Here is a 14771-nt window from a genome sequence, read left to right as displayed (position 1 = left end):
ATCGGTGATTACTGCCTCAGATCTCGATCAAGTTATGTCGGTCTAATATCTATATGATTCATCTTACTCCGCTGGTTCCGGATACTTTCACCACGCATGCTCTGTTCTTAAATATGTGTAGCCTATTAAGTAGGATAAACATCAGATGATCATCGGTATTCACATGCACAGGACACTCCAGAAATATTTTGGTTATAGCGAATTCCGCCCCCTTCAGGAGGATATCATCAAAGATGTCCTTGATGGTAAGGACACTTTCGTACTGATGCCTACCGGGGGCGGTAAGTCGATCTGCTATCAGATCCCGGCCCTTATGATGGATGGCCTCGCTATCGTAGTATCTCCTCTTATATCTCTGATGAAGGACCAGGTTGATGGTCTTGTCAGTAATGGCATTGCTGCAGCTTATCTTAACAGTACGCTGAGCTATCGCGAGCAACAGGAGATCACACGTGCCATAGTGGATGGTCACGTAAAGATCCTTTATGTTGCTCCGGAAAGGCTTTGCATGAAAAGTACCCTGGACCTTCTCAGTTATGTGAATATCAGCCTGTTCGCTATCGATGAGGCACATTGTATTTCTCAATGGGGTCACGACTTCAGGCCCGAATACCGTCGCCTTGGTTTCCTGAAGGAGAAGTTTCCTGATGTCCCGATAATAGGGCTGACTGCAACTGCTACTCCGAAGGTAAAGGATGATACTATCAAATTGCTCAAACTGAGTTCACCTTCGGTATATGTGGCAAGCTTTAACCGAAGCAATCTTTCCTATGAGATCCGACCTAAAAATGATTCTTATGGTGATCTTCTGGAGCTTCTGAAAAGCCATTCCGGTGATTCGGGGATCATCTACTGCAACAGCAGAAAGAGTGTGGAATCCCTGTCCCGAAAGCTTAACTCTTCCGGATTTCACACATTGCCATACCATGCAGGTCTTTCCGATACCAAAAGGCATGAAAATCAGGAGCGCTTCATACGAGATGATGTTGACATCATTGTGGCAACGGTGGCCTTTGGGATGGGCATTGACAAGCCGAATGTGAGATTTGTTGTTCATTATGACCTTCCGAAGAACATAGAGGGCTACTACCAGGAAACCGGCAGGGGTGGTCGTGACGGACTTGAATGCGAATGTGTCCTTTATTTCAGTCGAGGTGACTGGTATAAGATCAAGTACTTCATTGATCAGATGTCGAAAAAGTCCGAACGTGATATTGCAATGGTAAAACTTCGGGAAATGATCGATTTCTGTGAAAGCACTACCTGTCGCAGAAAGGTCTTGCTGAGCTATTTCGGGGAGGAACTTGTATCCGACAATTGTGGTGGTTGTGACGTATGCCTTAAACCACGTGACACTTTTGATGCTTCTGAGGCAGCAAGGGTCCTTCTGTCATGTGTGGACGAGGTAAATGAGCGCTTTGGAATGACACATGTGGTGGATATCATCTCCGGTTCCAGGTCAAAGAAGATCAAAGGGTATAAGCATGACCGTCTCAAAACTTATGGTACAGGTGAAGGTTACACCAGATCAGAGTGGCTTGATATGGCAAGGGAGATGGTTCGTCTTGGTTACCTTGATGTTAAAGGGGCAAAGTATCCTCTGTTAAGCCTGAACAAGCAGAGCCGTGAAGTACTTTCGGGCGGTGAGGTATGGTTGACACGTTCCAGTAGTGTTGCTGTTAAGTCCGGCAAAAGCAAAGGTACTTCATCAGTTTCATCCGGTTCAAAGACCGTTAGCTCAAAAAGTGCCGGTTCAAAGGTATCCGGCTCCGGAACTTCAGGTCCAAAAGCTGCTACTTCTAAGAAGGCTGCATCAAGGAACACAACATCAAAAGATACTGTTTCTTCCAAAAAGCCAAAAAGAGTACCTACTCCCATCTCCCGTCCAGACAAAAAGCTTTTCGACAGGCTTAAGGTCATAAGGAAAAGGCTGGCCGAAGAGGATGATGTTCCACCTTACATCATCTTTGCGGATACAAGTCTTCGACAGATGGCAATAAAGTATCCTATAAGGGACGAGGAGTTCCTGGACATTACGGGTGTTGGTGAGTTCAAATTGAAAAAGTACGGGCCGGTCTTCATGGAAGAGATCACCCGCTACTTGAAAGGATCTAAGTGAACTTCTTCATAGCAGGAACTTCAGTGTGATCTGGAATATGAGGTCCCCGTAGATCACTGCTGCTATGAATCCGGCAGTTATGGGTATCATGAAAGGCAGTCCGGGAGTGACCCAGACCCTCTCATCAATGAGTCCTTTTTCTGCATATTCCTGCATTCTGGAGACTACCTCGTCATCAAGCTTTGTACCTGCTGTGGAAAACCTGTTCCTGACACTATTATCGTCTTCCTCGAAGGTTTCCATCAGTCTTATGTGGGGCTTGTCCAGCTTTGAGACAGGACATCTGTATCCTATGAACATGTAATGTGGCTTTTTTAGAGTTTCTTTCAATGAGGGCTGAGTAAGATTGTAAATGAACAGTCCTATGGGTACGATTATTGTCAGTATGACCGAATTCCCAAATACGCTAAATGTGAAAAGGTTGAGTGCCGGAACCCCGAAGATAGGCAGCTGTCGCCCCAAAAGCTCCATTGCTGGATATATTGGCAATATGAGGGATATCACCATCAGGACCTTTGCATCAGCACCTCCGAAGGCGTTCAGGTAGAACAGTATGTATACGAAAGTGAAGATCAGTATGAAGGAGATTACTGTCCATTTGAGATATGGGATGCCGAATCTGTAGGCATCGTATAGTATAAATATAGCACCTGCTCCAAGCATTTTGGGCCAGAGGCGGTTGGTCACTCTTCGTGATTTGATATCGGAGTAACAGGCATATGCAAGGAATGGCATACAAACCAGTACCTTCAGAAGTTCTATCATCACATTTTCTCCCATTTTTTGAGTTTAAGTACCTCGGAAAGCGTGCTTCCACGCTTTATTTCTTCATAGAGGCGTTTCTCATTTTTCTCTACCTCTTTTGCGCGCCTTGCTATCTCATATGCACGTTCTTTCTTGACCACAACGACCCCATTGTCATCGCCGATGATATAATCTCCGGGGTTGACTACCTGAGATCCGCAGTTGATGGTAGCATTTATCTCACCAAAACCTTTCGGGTCGCCTGCATTGGGAACGTTGCTGGTTGCGAATACGGGTAATCCGATCTTCCGGATCTCATCAATGTCCCTTACTGCACCATCAACTACGACCCCCGCGATACCCTTGTTCAGGCAACTTAGTGTAGCAAGTCCTCCCCATGGTGCAACATGCGGACTTCCATTGTAAATCACAATGACATCCCCCTCGCCTGCAGCTTCTATTGCTTCAACGGGTTTTGCCCAGTCCCCTTCGAAGGTCTGTACTGTGACGGCTGTTCCTACCATCTTTTTTCCCTGGACCATGGAATGGATGTTCTTCATGGTACCTTTTCGGTGCATGGCATCTGTGATGTTCGGGGTGGAAACCTCTGAGAACAATCTCCTTGTTTCCTGTTCCAGTGTCTGTCGCTTGAATACAGGTAACTCGGTGGAATCAACACTTTCACGTATATTTCTTGCAGATCCCGTCACATCATTCGATTGTGTGATATTCCCTCCGACAATGACAATGCTTGCACCTGCTTTTACTGCCTGTGCAGCTGTAATTGCATCAAGACCGCCTGCAGCAGCTACCGGTATGCTGACTTCCTGCACAATTCTCTCGAGCAATGGTGTGGGGTCCTTTCCTGTCATCTGCTGGTCGATACCTGCATGCATGTTGATGTAGTCAATCCCCATCTTTTCCAGCTCCTGTGCTCTCTTTACAGGATCCTCTACTATGATAAGGTCGGCCATCAGCCTGACGCCATATTTTCTTGCGGATCTAACTGCATCCTTAACTGTGGAATCATCTGCATTGCCCAATAGCATGACGATATCGGCACCTGCTTTGGCTGCCATTTCCACTTCAAAAGCACCTGTATCTGCGATCTTCATATCCGCAAGAATGGTCTTATCGGGAAATTCCTTTTTAAGCTGTCTGACAGCATTCATCCCTTCGCTTTTGATAAGTGGTGTCCCTGCCTCGATCCAGTCAGCGCCTCCGGCGACAGCCTCTCTTGCGATCTGTATGGCGCGGTCGATCTCCAGCAGGTCAAGTGCTACCTGAATTATTGTATTAATATGATCACCTTTTGGGGTTTAATAGTGTAGTATGCCTGAGTAAGTATAAATCTAACCGGGTATATGTTCATATTACTTAATAATTAATGGCATTTGATGCGTTAACATGGATCTGGTTAACATGGAGGAAGATCAGCTCATAACCAAGCAACAGCGTGAAAAACTTCTGGCCCGCCTCCACAGGCAATTGTTCTGGTGTGGTGAGAGGATACCTGATGAGGTGGAGATCGAAGGTAAAAAGGTCCCGTTGCACGAGATCACATGGGAACTCATAAACAAACCGAACCTTACTGAGGATGATCGGGAACATATTGATCACTGTATCATTGCCCTGAACAAAAAAGCGAAGTCCTATGAAACTTATCTTGAAAAGACCGATATGACCCTTGATGAGGCCAAGGATGTCTTTGATACGACTGCAGGGCTTCTACGTGCTATTATGGACCTTAAGGACCTGGAAGAACTTTCCGGCCCGGAACGTATGAAAAAGTATCATGAAGAGGCTGAGAGATGTAAGGTCAAGGACGCAAAGGGCTGGATGCAGTTCCTGGAAGAACTTGAAGAATAACTTCATTGGCTGCTTTTTTCTTTTTTCTTTCATTTCCCATTGGCAAACATTATATTTCATGCAACTCTTTTCCCTATGAATGACATTCAAAGACCTTCATATCATTTCTATGAAATCCTTTTCAAGAGATATGATAGATCATATCCTTGATACTGCTGAAAAACTGGAGCCAATAGCAAGCGGAAAAACGAAGTCTGATCTGCTCAATGGTAAAGTACTGGCTGTCATGTTCTTTGAACCCAGTACCAGAACCCGCATGTCATTTGAGACTGCAATGATGCGTCTTGGAGGGGATGTGCTGAACCTTGGTTCCGTTGATGCGAGTTCGATCGCAAAAGGTGAGACCCTTGCTGATACTATCCGTGTGGTGCAGGGTTATTCCAATGCCATTGTACTGCGTCATAATAAGGAAGGTGCAGCCCAGCTTGCTTCGGAGTTCTCATCGGTTCCTATAATCAATGCAGGTGATGGTGCAGGACATCATCCAACTCAGACGTTCCTTGACCTTTATACCATAAGGCGTGAAAGTCACCTTGATGGCCTGAAGATAGCCCTTGCAGGCGATCTGAAGTATGGAAGGACCGTTCACTCATTGTGTTATGCCCTGTCCCTGTATGGTGCAGACATCACTCTGGTATCCCCAAAAGAACTGCGTATGCCTGCGGAGATCATAGAGGATCTCAGGAGCCGCGACATAACTGTAAAGGAGACCGATTCTATCGAAGAGGCCATCGCTGACGTGGATGTACTTTATGCAACAAGGATACAGAAGGAACGTTTCCCTGATCCGGCGGAATATCATAAAGTTGCCAATAGTCTCCAGATAAATCCTGAACTTCTTGAAAAGGCAAAACCTGACCTTAAGATTATGCATCCTTTGCCAAGGACAAACGAGATCGACCCAAGGGTAGATGATACTCCTCATGCATGCTATTTCAAGCAGTCTTTCTATGGTGTTCCGGTAAGAATGGCATTACTTGCACTTGTGATGGGGGCATTGGAATGAGCATAGATGATAAACCTGTACCTGAGATAAGGGTACACCCGATAAGGAATGGAACTGTTATTGATCACATTACCGCAGGACAGGCACTAAAAGTCCTGAACATCCTCAATATTCCCAATCCGTCTTCCGGGGTGATAAGTATAATTATCAATGCTCCGAGTGTTCACGGAATAAAGGATGTTGTCAAGATAGAGGGTAGGGAGCTGAATCTGGAAGAGGTTGACAAGATCTCATTGATTTCGCCAAAAGCAACTATCAATATCATCAGGGATTTTGTGGTATCTGAAAAGACCCATGTGCACATTCCTGAAGTAGTGGATGGAGTGGTCAAGTGCATAAATCCGAACTGCATTTCCAACAGTAATGAACCAGTATCATCCAAGTTCACTGTAAGTACTGATGGGCATAAGATCATTCTTCGTTGTTTGTATTGTGAAAGAATAATCTCAGAAGATATCGGGGATCATCTTCTCTGATATCTTTTATTTTAAATGCTTATGCTTTGATTGCTTTCTTTTTCTACAATCTTTAAATGTGCATGGATTCATCTATGCGATCATTTAACTTTTCAATCAAAGAGATTGTTCTGGTCAAAAAAAGTTAGAATCCCAGGATATCATCCATTGTATAGATGCCTGGTTCTGCGTTTGCTATCCAGATAGCTGACTTTACAGCTCCTGATGCAAATGCATTTCTGGAATGGGCCTGATGTTTGATCTCTATGCGCTCACTGCCTCCGGCGAAGAGGACTGTGTGATCGCCGACGATATCTCCGCCACGTACTGCATGTATACCAATCTCTTTGCCCCTTGGGGCGAGACCTTCGCGTCCGTATACGAAATCCTTTCCGCCCAGTGTTTCACTAATGACCTCGGCAGCTCTCATTGCAGTGCCACTAGGTGCATCTTTTTTCTGGTTGTGGTGGGCTTCGATAACTTCGATATCATAGTCTGAAAGGTATTTTGCAGTTTCCTGCAGTATCTTGAAGAAGACATTAACTCCCATGGAGTAGTTTGGTGAGATTATGCCCGATATATTGTTCCTTTTGATCGCGTCCTCGATAATGGAACGCTGTTCAGGAGTGAAACCTGTTGTACCGATCACAAGGTTAACGCCTGCATCTGCCACGATGGGTGCGTTCACAATCGTTGCAGCTGCAATTGTGAAGTCTATCACTACATCCGTTTTTGATTCTTTGAGAACGGTTGCCATGTCTGCAACATCGGAGATCGGAACATCAAGCTTTCCGAGCTGTGCAACTTCTCCGACATCCTTGCCGATGTTAACAAGATCAAAGGCTGCAGAAAGCTGTATGCCATCCATCTCGATGATATTCTCAATGAGCAGCTTCCCCATCCTTCCTGAAGCGCCTGTGACTGCTGCATTTATCATCAGATGCACCCCAGATCTTTCAGGCATTCGACAAGTTTCTGCTCGTTCTCTTTGCTGATAGGTGCAAGAGGAAGTCTCAGGTGACCTGTGTTAAGTCCGATAAGCTCTACCGCACGCTTGACAGGTATCGGGTTTGTTTCCGCGAACAATGCGCGGATGAGTGGTGCCATCTCGTAGTGAAGCTGCTGTGCCGTTCTCAGGTCGCCTTCATTCGTTGCGTTTACAAGCTTTACCATCTTTTCAGGTACGACATTTGCTACCACGGAGATCACGCCGGCTCCGCCAAGAGCTACTATTGGCATGGTGAGCCCGTCCTCTCCTGATATGACCTTGAAGTCCTCATCCCTTGTGTTCTCGATGATCTGTGAGACCTTGTCAAGATTGCCACTTGCCTCCTTGATAGCAATTATGTTATCAACTTTTGCAAGTTCGAATATTACCTCGAGTGGCATGTCCTGTCCTGTACGGGATGGCACGTTGTAAAGCACGATAGGTAATTCCACCGCTTCCGCGATAGCCTTAAAATGAGCAATAAGTCCTGCTTTGTTAGGTTTGTTGTAGTAAGGAGATATTACAAGAGCACCGGCTGCTCCCGCATCCTCGGCATGCTTTGTCAGCTCGATCGCCTCTGCCGTGTTGTTCGAACCCGTTCCGGCAAGTATGGGCACCTTTGCACAATTAACTGATATATCGATGAGTTCCATATGTTCCGCAGTGGACAATGTGGCTGATTCGCCAGTTGTGCCACAGGCAGCGATCCCGGAAACTCCACCCTTCTCGACAAATTCGATATTCTGCTGCAATCCTTCCTTGTCGATGGTATCAGCTTTTGTGAAAGGAGTTATGATAGCTGGTAATACTCCTTCGAACATAAAAGATCCACTTCCTTAAGATCAGATCTTCTTTGGATGTGCGATCTTGCGTGTAACGTAGCCTGCGACACGGTTTCTGATGACCTTGCTCTCGATTGTGGTGTATTCTGAGACGAGGCGCTTGTTTTCATCAAAGTCTGTTGTGAAAACTTCTCCGTGGTTGTCGATCAGGCGGAATGCAATGTTCTTGATGTTTGTCTGTCTAATATTTCCCATTGTATATCTCCATTATGATTTAGATAGATATGATTAAGATTACCGCCTTTATAGAAAACCTTTACATTTATACCTTTTGGATTGGGGGCTGTACCTTTCAGACTTTATTGTCCAGGAGTATCCTCAAATGTCCGTTTTACCCATAAGGCGGTCCAGGGTGCCGGCATCATTGAACACTTTTTCACGTGCCCCTTTGCGATTGATGTATAGGCCTATGAACACAACGACAAGTCCTATCTCGGGGTTCATACCCACAAGGATCGTTCCTGCAAGTATCACGGTGGATGCTAAAAGTCCCTTGAGCGCACCTTTCCTGTATGATGCTATCCCCGTGCGGCGGAATATCCTGATATCCCGCAGGGTCAGGAAAAGAACTACACAATATGCTGCGATGGCTATGTATTGGTACATGATGATCTTCCACAATATCCTGATAATTATGCAGGTCTGTTAGTCTTCTTCATATCTTCCATGCATAAAATCCTTTGCAAGGGCAGTTGAGATTTAAGTCTGTCCTCATTTAAACAATTTAGATCAGGGTCAATCGGAGGCTATCATGGTACTATCCATAAACATTTTCAATAATGCCGCTCATGTGCCTGCCAGGTGAAAATATCAGGATAATATTTCATGTGGATATGGACAGCTTCTATTCTTCAGTAGAGGTTGCAGCAAACCCTTCTCTTAAAGGTCTGCCTGTAGTTGTGGGCTCTGATCCGATTAAAGGGGAGGGCAGGGGTGTCGTGAGCACATGCTCCTACGAAGCCCGCAAATATGGTATCCATTCAGCCATGGCTATCTCTAAGGCATATCGCCTCTGTCCGGATGCTGTTTACCTTCGAGTGAATATGCCGCTTTACAAGAAAGTTTCCTCTAATATTATGGAGATCCTCAAGGGATATTCCTCTAAGTTCCAACAGGTCAGCGTGGATGAGGCCTATCTCGATGTCAGCGATCTTGTTCAGGACTATGATGAGGCAGAGAACCTGGCATTGAGGATCAAGGAAGAAGTAACTCTCCGTGAGGGTATCACCTGCTCAATAGGTGTGGCACCGAACAAGTCCATTGCTAAGATAGCGTCAGACTACCGGAAACCCGATGGTCTGACCGTGGTACTCCCTGGTGAGGTGGAAAGATTCCTGTATCCTCTGGATGTCTCGAGAATATCCGGGGTGGGTAAAAAGACCTCCATCATCCTCAATGAGATGGGGATACGTACGATCGGTGATCTGGCAGTTTACGATGTCCAGGTGCTGCGTGAACGTTTTGGGAAGTTCGGTCTTGTGATGCACCAGCTGGCGAACGGGATCGATGGACGTACTGTGATGGAGAGGGGTGATGTGAAGTCCATAAGCAAGGAGGATACCTTTGACCGTGATACTTCCGATATGGTATATGTGGAAGGTGTGATCGATGTCCTTTCAGAAAATGTGCATGGCTCGCTTTTGAAAAAGAAATATCTTTTCAAGACCGTTACTATCAAAGTGCGTCTTGAGGACTTTACGACATACACAAGGGCAAGGACACTGGGGGCATATTCAAGCGACCTGTCTGCCATCAAAAGAACAGCAAAGGCGCTGCTACAGGAATTCCGTGGAAGGGGTAGGCTCAGGCTGGTCGGTGTTGGTGTTACCAAACTTGAGAAGATGGATGAGAAGCAGTCAAGACTATCTGATTTCTTTTAACTGGTCCTTGAATTGTCCTTCAGATAATGGGGTGGATCTGCCCCGGGTCTACCATTCCTGCGGCATATATCAACAGCACCAGTAGCGGCTGGTGTAGCAGATAGATCAGCAATGATCTTCTCCCCATATAACAGAGACCTTTAACAGGCAGCATTTCTGAGATCTCCGGTATGGCGGACAGGAGTGTTGCTCTTTTGTAGTCAGGATAGAGGACATTTCCGAGAAATATACCTATAAGTAGGACTCCGAACCAGGGAAGAAGCGGGAAATAGTCATATGAATGGAACCCTTCCTGCCGGAGACCTGCCCAGAACAGCCAGTTTTTTGTGATGGTAATGTTCTGCAACCACGATCCTGCTGCAATGGCAGGTATTGCCAGGATCAAATTAAATTTGCCGTATCTCAGGAAAGGGTATGCAAGGGCGATGGTAACTCCTATGAAATGGAGGATGCCGAACACTATCACGCCATCCCTGAGGAATATGTAGCTTCCGGCAGTGATGACCATTCCCCAGAGGAATATCTTCGCTCCTCTTTTTACATACCCGATGAACTCGTTCTTTTCAGTCCTTTCAGCTTTTCCCACACCTTTGCCTGTGGATCTTATTTGCCGGTTCCTTGAATGGCTCAATGTAAGCGAGATTCCTGCGAGGACAATGAATAGTATTGCAGTTGTCCTTCCGATAATGAATCCGAATCCGGATTCAAGTTCGATCCCATAGGCGTTAAGGTAGTTCAGGTCATACGCCAGGTGGAATGCTACCATCATGATGATGGCTATGCCTCTTAGAAGATCGATCTCCCAGAATCGTTCCTGAAGTCCTGTCATTCGCCCCCCGGCTTTCTGAATTTATGCTCTGATATGTGAGAAATGGGTTGTGATGTAAAGTAGGTGGTGTGATACAAAATATGTGGTGTGAATGCATCATACATTCAGTCTTTCCTTTTCTTCTTCCTGCGGAATGCGGATGAAAGGTCAACGGCATATGTTCCGTCCTGTTTTATTGCCATCACAATTTCGTCGCGTTCGAGGAGTGAGCTAAGGTTAAGCTCATAGGAACCGGGTCCCAGTATCCTTACGGATTCAACACGTTCCCCATCATCTTCAACAACTTCTCTTTCCTGATGCTCAATACCGATGATGTCATCTATTTCCCTGATGAACTTTTCTGCGGGGTCAACAGCTTCGCTCTCTTCCTCCGCCTGCAGATCTTCAGCAACAGCTTCCTCTATGTCTGCTTTTTGTTCCTCCATGCTACCTACGTAAAGGAACTTGTTCCAGCCACAGTTCGGACAGCCGCTTAGAATGACCTCGGCCCCGTCTTCAAATATTTTTTCGCATCGGGTACATTTGTGTGGCATCTATTCACCGTTTCTCCTATTGGTTGTGATATATTTAAAGATTTATGGCATGGACTTTTTGAAATATGGCTATATTTCTGATTCTTAGGGTCAAAATCTAACTGCGGAAGCGTTATATGCGCAAACTTTATCTATCATCACCCCTTTAGAAGGGCTACAAGCGTGAATACTCACTCTGAAGCGGGGTGGGGTAGCCAGGAGATCCCGACGGGCTCATAACCCGTAGACCGATGGTTCGAATCCATCCCCCGCTATAAACTTTCTTTCTGAGATCGTTTTGCCAGGAGACAACTTGCTCTCTTTGAGTTTCCTATTGACGCTTTAATTTGATATGTTTGCAATCCGTTCGCTCATCTTTGTGCGCCTCTCAGTTCGTACGTTGGGAAGCTTTATCTACCATCAGTTCATTAGAGAGGCTGCAAGCGTGAATACTCACTCTGTAGCGGGGTGGGGTAGCCAGGAGATCCCGACGGGCTCATAACCCGTAGACCGATGGTTCGAATCCATCCCCCGCTATTAACTTTTCTTTTGATATGGTTTTGAGAAGATGATGAGTGTCCTCTATATTCTTTCCGTTTTTAGATGGATGTCCCATAGCTATTAGTGTTTTTGAGACCAGTTTTCAAAAGGTTATTAAATAAAGATGGCATTTTTGTGTCAGATTAATTTGATTATTCATCACTTTCATATCAAAATTATACAGGATGATTCTTAAATGGTAATGGACAAACTCGGCAGCTCCCTGCAGGACGCACTAAAGAAACTGGTTGGCGCCGGCCGTATAGATGAGAAAACGGTCAATGAGGTCGTAAAAGACATACAGAGGGCATTGCTTCAGGCTGATGTCAATGTCAAGCTTGTTATGAAGATGTCCAGTCACATCAAGGAGCGTGCACTGAAGGAGGAAGTTCCTTCAGGTATGAATCCCCGTGAACATGTCATAAGGATCGTCTATCAGGAACTCATTAATATCGTCGGTAAGAGCGCAGATATCCCGCTGAAACCTCAGAAGATCATGATGATCGGTCTGCAGGGTAGCGGTAAGACGACCACCACATCAAAACTTGCCCGTTATTTCCAGAGGAAAGGTCTCAAACCTGCTGTGGTCTGTGCCGATACCTTCCGTCCCGGTGCATACCAGCAGCTTAAGACCCTCTGTACCAAGCTGAACGTGCCTTTCTATGGTGAGGAAGGTAATCCTGATGCCGTTGGCATTGTGGAAAGGGGTCTGAAAGACCTTGCCAGGAACGATGTCCTCATTGTGGACACAGCCGGAAGACACTCACTGGAAGCCGATCTCATCGATGAGATGGAACAGATTCACAAGGTCGCACAGCCTGATTATAAGTTGCTTGTGCTCGACGGTGCTATCGGACAGCAGGCAAGCGAACAGGCAAAGGCATTCAACGATTCCGTCGGTATTTCCGGGGTAGTGATCTCCAAACTTGACGGTACCGCCAAGGGTGGTGGTGCACTTTCCGCAGTTTCCGAGACAAATTCATCCATCGCATTCATCGGTGTGGGAGAGACCCCTGATGACCTTGAGAAGTTCGAGCCTGACAGGTTCATCTCCAGGCTTCTGGGAATGGGTGACATAAAGTCACTTATCGAGAAGGCTGAGGAGACCCTTACTGAAGAGGACATCGACATGGAAGCCATGATGAGGGGGCGTTTTACTCTCAAGGACATGTACTCTCAGCTTGAGGCCATGAACAAGCTAGGTCCTATGAAGCAGATCATGCAGATGCTTCCTCTGGGTGGTATGGGTGTGAAGCTTTCTGACGATGCATACAAGGTCACTGAAGATAAAATGAAAAAGTACAGGATCCTGATGGATTCCATGACCGAGGAAGAACTGCTTAACCCGAGGCTCATCGGCAGCTCAAGGATCAAGAGGATTTCAATGGGTTCTGGTACCAACCCGGATGAAGTGCGTGAACTTCTGAAGTATCACAAGATGATGCAGAATGCCATGAAAGGACTTCGTGGCGGTAAGTTCAACATGCAGAAGATGATGAAAAAGTTCGGTATGTGAACGGATTGGAGGTTTTTAACCTCCTGTCACATATACCTTAATACAGAAGATCGCTGGCAGTTATATCTGTTAGCAATCAACTTTTTTTGAAAACAAGTTTTTTTTTAAAAATTATAGATCTATTTGTTTAAGATCTATTCATATTTCATATTCTCTTTTTTTATGGTTGGGCTTTTCTGAGTTCTGATTTTGCCATCATGTTAGATCCGAATACGTACACAAGGATAATGAAACCAAGCCACATGAAATGTTTTCCGATCTCGGCCATATCAAAATATTTGAGCAAAAGACCGGTACCAAGGATCAGCATGTCTATTTTAGCGATGTTCCTGTTCCTTCTTGTGATCTCCATATATTCCTGCCTTGCGACATTATACTCTTTTTTCTCTGCTTTCAATGGATCCCTTCCGTTTATGCGTTGATTATCCTGTCAGCTGCTTTCCTCAAACGATTAAAGACAGCTGCTCCGATACCTTCCTTATTTAACGTCCCATCGACCACGATGAGATCGAGATTTGTATTATCAAGATGTCGCAGACCCATAAATATACTACGGGCTGCCTGGGCGGGAACATCCCTTTTTCCAAGGAAGTATATCTCATCTGCCTTAACGAACTCTGCCGTTTCTTCGGTCATAAGAAGACCAACCCTTTCACCTTCCTGATGACATTCTGAAACGACCTCTTCTATTGCTTTTCGGACGTCTTCGACATCACCTTCAATGAGGATAACGCTGGTTTTCGGTGAATAATGGGTGTATTTCATACCAGGTGAGCGTGCGACCTCTCCTTCTTCAAGTGTCCTGTCCTTGTATCCTATTCGTACATCACCCACGCATTCCCTTATGTTCTCTGCAGTGACGTGCCCGGGGCGCAATATTACAGGTACATCTCCTGTCATGTCAACAACGGTGGATTCAAGTCCGATCTCTGTTGGTCCGCCGTCAAGGATCACATCTATCTTTCCTTCAAGGTCCTGAATTACATGCCGGGCAGTTGTGGGGCTTGGGCTTCCGGATGTGTTGGCACTTGGTGCGGCGATCGGTCGTTCCGATCTTCGTATAAGCTCAAGTGCGATCGGATTTTCCGGCATTCTCAGGCCCACGGTGTCAAGTCCGCCAGTGGTAACGTCAGGAACAATGTCCTTTGCTTTAAGAATAAGTGTTAACGGGCCCGGCCAGAATAGGTCCATCAACCTGAGGGCATCTGCAGGGATCTCCTCTGCAAGCTCAGAGCACTGGTCCCTGCTGGCAATGTGGACTATAAGTGGATTATCAGCAGGCCTTCCCTTTGCTTTGAATATCTTGTGCACCGCTTCGGCGTTCAGTGCATCGGCACCAAGCCCATAAACGGTCTCTGTAGGGAAGGCAACGGTCCCTCCTTCCCTGATGATATCAGCGGCTCGGTTAATTCCTGCTTCAAAGTCCTTATCACCAAATTTAAAGACCAACGTCCTGCTTTTCATATTCATC

16 protein-coding genes and 2 tRNA genes are annotated in these 14771 nt (G+C 45.9%); 8 read left to right on the top strand and 10 right to left on the bottom strand.

Going from position 1 to position 14771, the window contains the following annotated elements:
* The first annotated feature begins 145 nt into the window (after nucleotides 1-145).
* Entirely contained in the window at nucleotides 146-2119 is a 1974-nt protein-coding gene (gene recQ / locus ACR3I3_RS12025) for a DNA helicase RecQ (RefSeq protein WP_440952476.1), read from the top strand.
* 6 nt (nucleotides 2120-2125) lie between these two features.
* On the opposite strand, the gene ACR3I3_RS12020 is transcribed toward recQ, so the two are convergent.
* Nucleotides 2126-2884 carry an A24 family peptidase C-terminal domain-containing protein gene (locus tag ACR3I3_RS12020; protein WP_440952475.1) on the bottom strand — a complete coding sequence of 253 codons (759 nt, stop codon included), beginning with the start codon at nucleotides 2882-2884 and terminating at the stop codon, nucleotides 2126-2128.
* Entirely contained in the window at nucleotides 2884-4107 is a 1224-nt protein-coding gene (locus ACR3I3_RS12015; RefSeq protein WP_440953803.1) for a bifunctional hexulose-6-phosphate synthase/ribonuclease regulator, read from the bottom strand. Before ACR3I3_RS12015 ends, ACR3I3_RS12020 begins: the two co-directional genes overlap by 1 nt.
* A gap of 163 nt (nucleotides 4108-4270) precedes the next feature.
* On the opposite strand from ACR3I3_RS12015, the gene ACR3I3_RS12010 reads away from it, so the two are divergent.
* The 3 genes from ACR3I3_RS12010 to pyrI all read left to right on the top strand — a co-directional run bounded on the left by ACR3I3_RS12010 (nucleotide 4271) and on the right by pyrI (nucleotide 6214).
* Nucleotides 4271-4732: a DUF5788 family protein gene (locus tag ACR3I3_RS12010; RefSeq protein ID WP_440952474.1), complete on the top strand. Its 462-nt coding sequence runs from the start codon at nucleotides 4271-4273 to the stop codon at nucleotides 4730-4732.
* Nucleotides 4733-4811: 79 nt separating this feature from the next.
* Nucleotides 4812-5738 carry an aspartate carbamoyltransferase gene (pyrB, locus tag ACR3I3_RS12005; protein ID WP_440952473.1) on the top strand — a complete coding sequence of 309 codons (927 nt, stop codon included), beginning with the start codon at nucleotides 4812-4814 and terminating at the stop codon, nucleotides 5736-5738.
* Complete coding sequence (pyrI, locus tag ACR3I3_RS12000) at nucleotides 5735-6214, top strand: aspartate carbamoyltransferase regulatory subunit (RefSeq protein WP_440952472.1); 480 nt, start codon at nucleotides 5735-5737, stop codon at nucleotides 6212-6214. Before pyrB ends, pyrI begins: the two co-directional genes overlap by 4 nt.
* Nucleotides 6215-6338: 124 nt before the next feature.
* Here pyrI and dapB read toward each other — a convergent pair whose 3' ends face one another.
* The 4 genes from dapB to ACR3I3_RS11980 form a co-directional block, all read right to left on the bottom strand.
* Nucleotides 6339-7130, bottom strand: coding sequence for a 4-hydroxy-tetrahydrodipicolinate reductase (gene dapB / locus ACR3I3_RS11995; protein WP_440952471.1), 792 nt, complete (start codon nucleotides 7128-7130; stop codon nucleotides 6339-6341).
* Nucleotides 7130-8002, bottom strand: coding sequence for a 4-hydroxy-tetrahydrodipicolinate synthase (gene dapA / locus ACR3I3_RS11990; RefSeq protein ID WP_440952470.1), 873 nt, complete (start codon nucleotides 8000-8002; stop codon nucleotides 7130-7132). Before dapA ends, dapB begins: the two co-directional genes overlap by 1 nt.
* A 21-nt stretch (nucleotides 8003-8023) precedes the next feature.
* Nucleotides 8024-8218 (bottom strand): 30S ribosomal protein S17e, encoded by a 195-nt coding sequence (locus ACR3I3_RS11985; protein WP_440952469.1) that lies wholly within the window; start codon nucleotides 8216-8218, stop codon nucleotides 8024-8026.
* Between the two features lie 123 nt (nucleotides 8219-8341).
* On the bottom strand, nucleotides 8342-8629 hold the full coding sequence (locus tag ACR3I3_RS11980) for a hypothetical protein (RefSeq protein ID WP_440952468.1): 288 nt from the start codon (nucleotides 8627-8629) through the stop codon (nucleotides 8342-8344).
* Between the two features lie 173 nt (nucleotides 8630-8802).
* On the opposite strand from ACR3I3_RS11980, the gene dinB reads away from it, so the two are divergent.
* A complete protein-coding gene (gene dinB / locus ACR3I3_RS11975; protein ID WP_440952467.1) occupies nucleotides 8803-9903 on the top strand; it encodes a DNA polymerase IV in 1101 nt (366 codons plus the stop codon).
* Nucleotides 9904-9922: 19 nt separating this feature from the next.
* Here dinB and ACR3I3_RS11970 read toward each other — a convergent pair whose 3' ends face one another.
* Nucleotides 9923-10732, bottom strand: a complete 810-nt coding sequence (locus ACR3I3_RS11970; protein ID WP_440952466.1) for a heparan-alpha-glucosaminide N-acetyltransferase — start codon at nucleotides 10730-10732, stop codon at nucleotides 9923-9925.
* A gap of 104 nt (nucleotides 10733-10836) precedes the next feature.
* The gene (locus tag ACR3I3_RS11965; protein ID WP_440952465.1) at nucleotides 10837-11265 is read right to left on the bottom strand and encodes a Zn-ribbon domain-containing protein; all 429 of its coding nucleotides are present in this window, start codon (nucleotides 11263-11265) and stop codon (nucleotides 10837-10839) included.
* A gap of 179 nt (nucleotides 11266-11444) precedes the next feature.
* On the opposite strand from ACR3I3_RS11965, the gene ACR3I3_RS11960 reads away from it, so the two are divergent.
* The 3 genes from ACR3I3_RS11960 to ACR3I3_RS11950 all read left to right on the top strand — a co-directional run bounded on the left by ACR3I3_RS11960 (nucleotide 11445) and on the right by ACR3I3_RS11950 (nucleotide 13300).
* Nucleotides 11445-11519: transfer RNA gene (locus ACR3I3_RS11960), tRNA-Met, on the top strand.
* Nucleotides 11520-11706: 187 nt separating this feature from the next.
* Nucleotides 11707-11781 (top strand) — tRNA-Met (locus tag ACR3I3_RS11955).
* Nucleotides 11782-11980: 199 nt separating this feature from the next.
* Nucleotides 11981-13300: a signal recognition particle protein Srp54 gene (locus ACR3I3_RS11950; RefSeq protein ID WP_440952464.1), complete on the top strand. Its 1320-nt coding sequence runs from the start codon at nucleotides 11981-11983 to the stop codon at nucleotides 13298-13300.
* Nucleotides 13301-13460: 160 nt separating this feature from the next.
* On the opposite strand, the gene ACR3I3_RS11945 is transcribed toward ACR3I3_RS11950, so the two are convergent.
* Nucleotides 13461-13697, bottom strand: a complete 237-nt coding sequence (locus ACR3I3_RS11945) for a hypothetical protein (RefSeq protein ID WP_440952463.1) — start codon at nucleotides 13695-13697, stop codon at nucleotides 13461-13463.
* A 14-nt stretch (nucleotides 13698-13711) separates the two neighbouring features.
* On the bottom strand, nucleotides 13712-14764 hold the full coding sequence (locus tag ACR3I3_RS11940) for an L-threonylcarbamoyladenylate synthase (RefSeq protein ID WP_440952462.1): 1053 nt from the start codon (nucleotides 14762-14764) through the stop codon (nucleotides 13712-13714).
* Nucleotides 14765-14771: the final 7 nt, after the last annotated feature.

The sequence above is a fragment of the Methanococcoides mangrovi genome (genome assembly GCF_052057775.1).
Classification (GTDB): Archaea; Halobacteriota; Methanosarcinia; order Methanosarcinales; family Methanosarcinaceae; genus Methanococcoides.
This window is presented reverse-complemented; position numbering and strand designations above follow the sequence as displayed.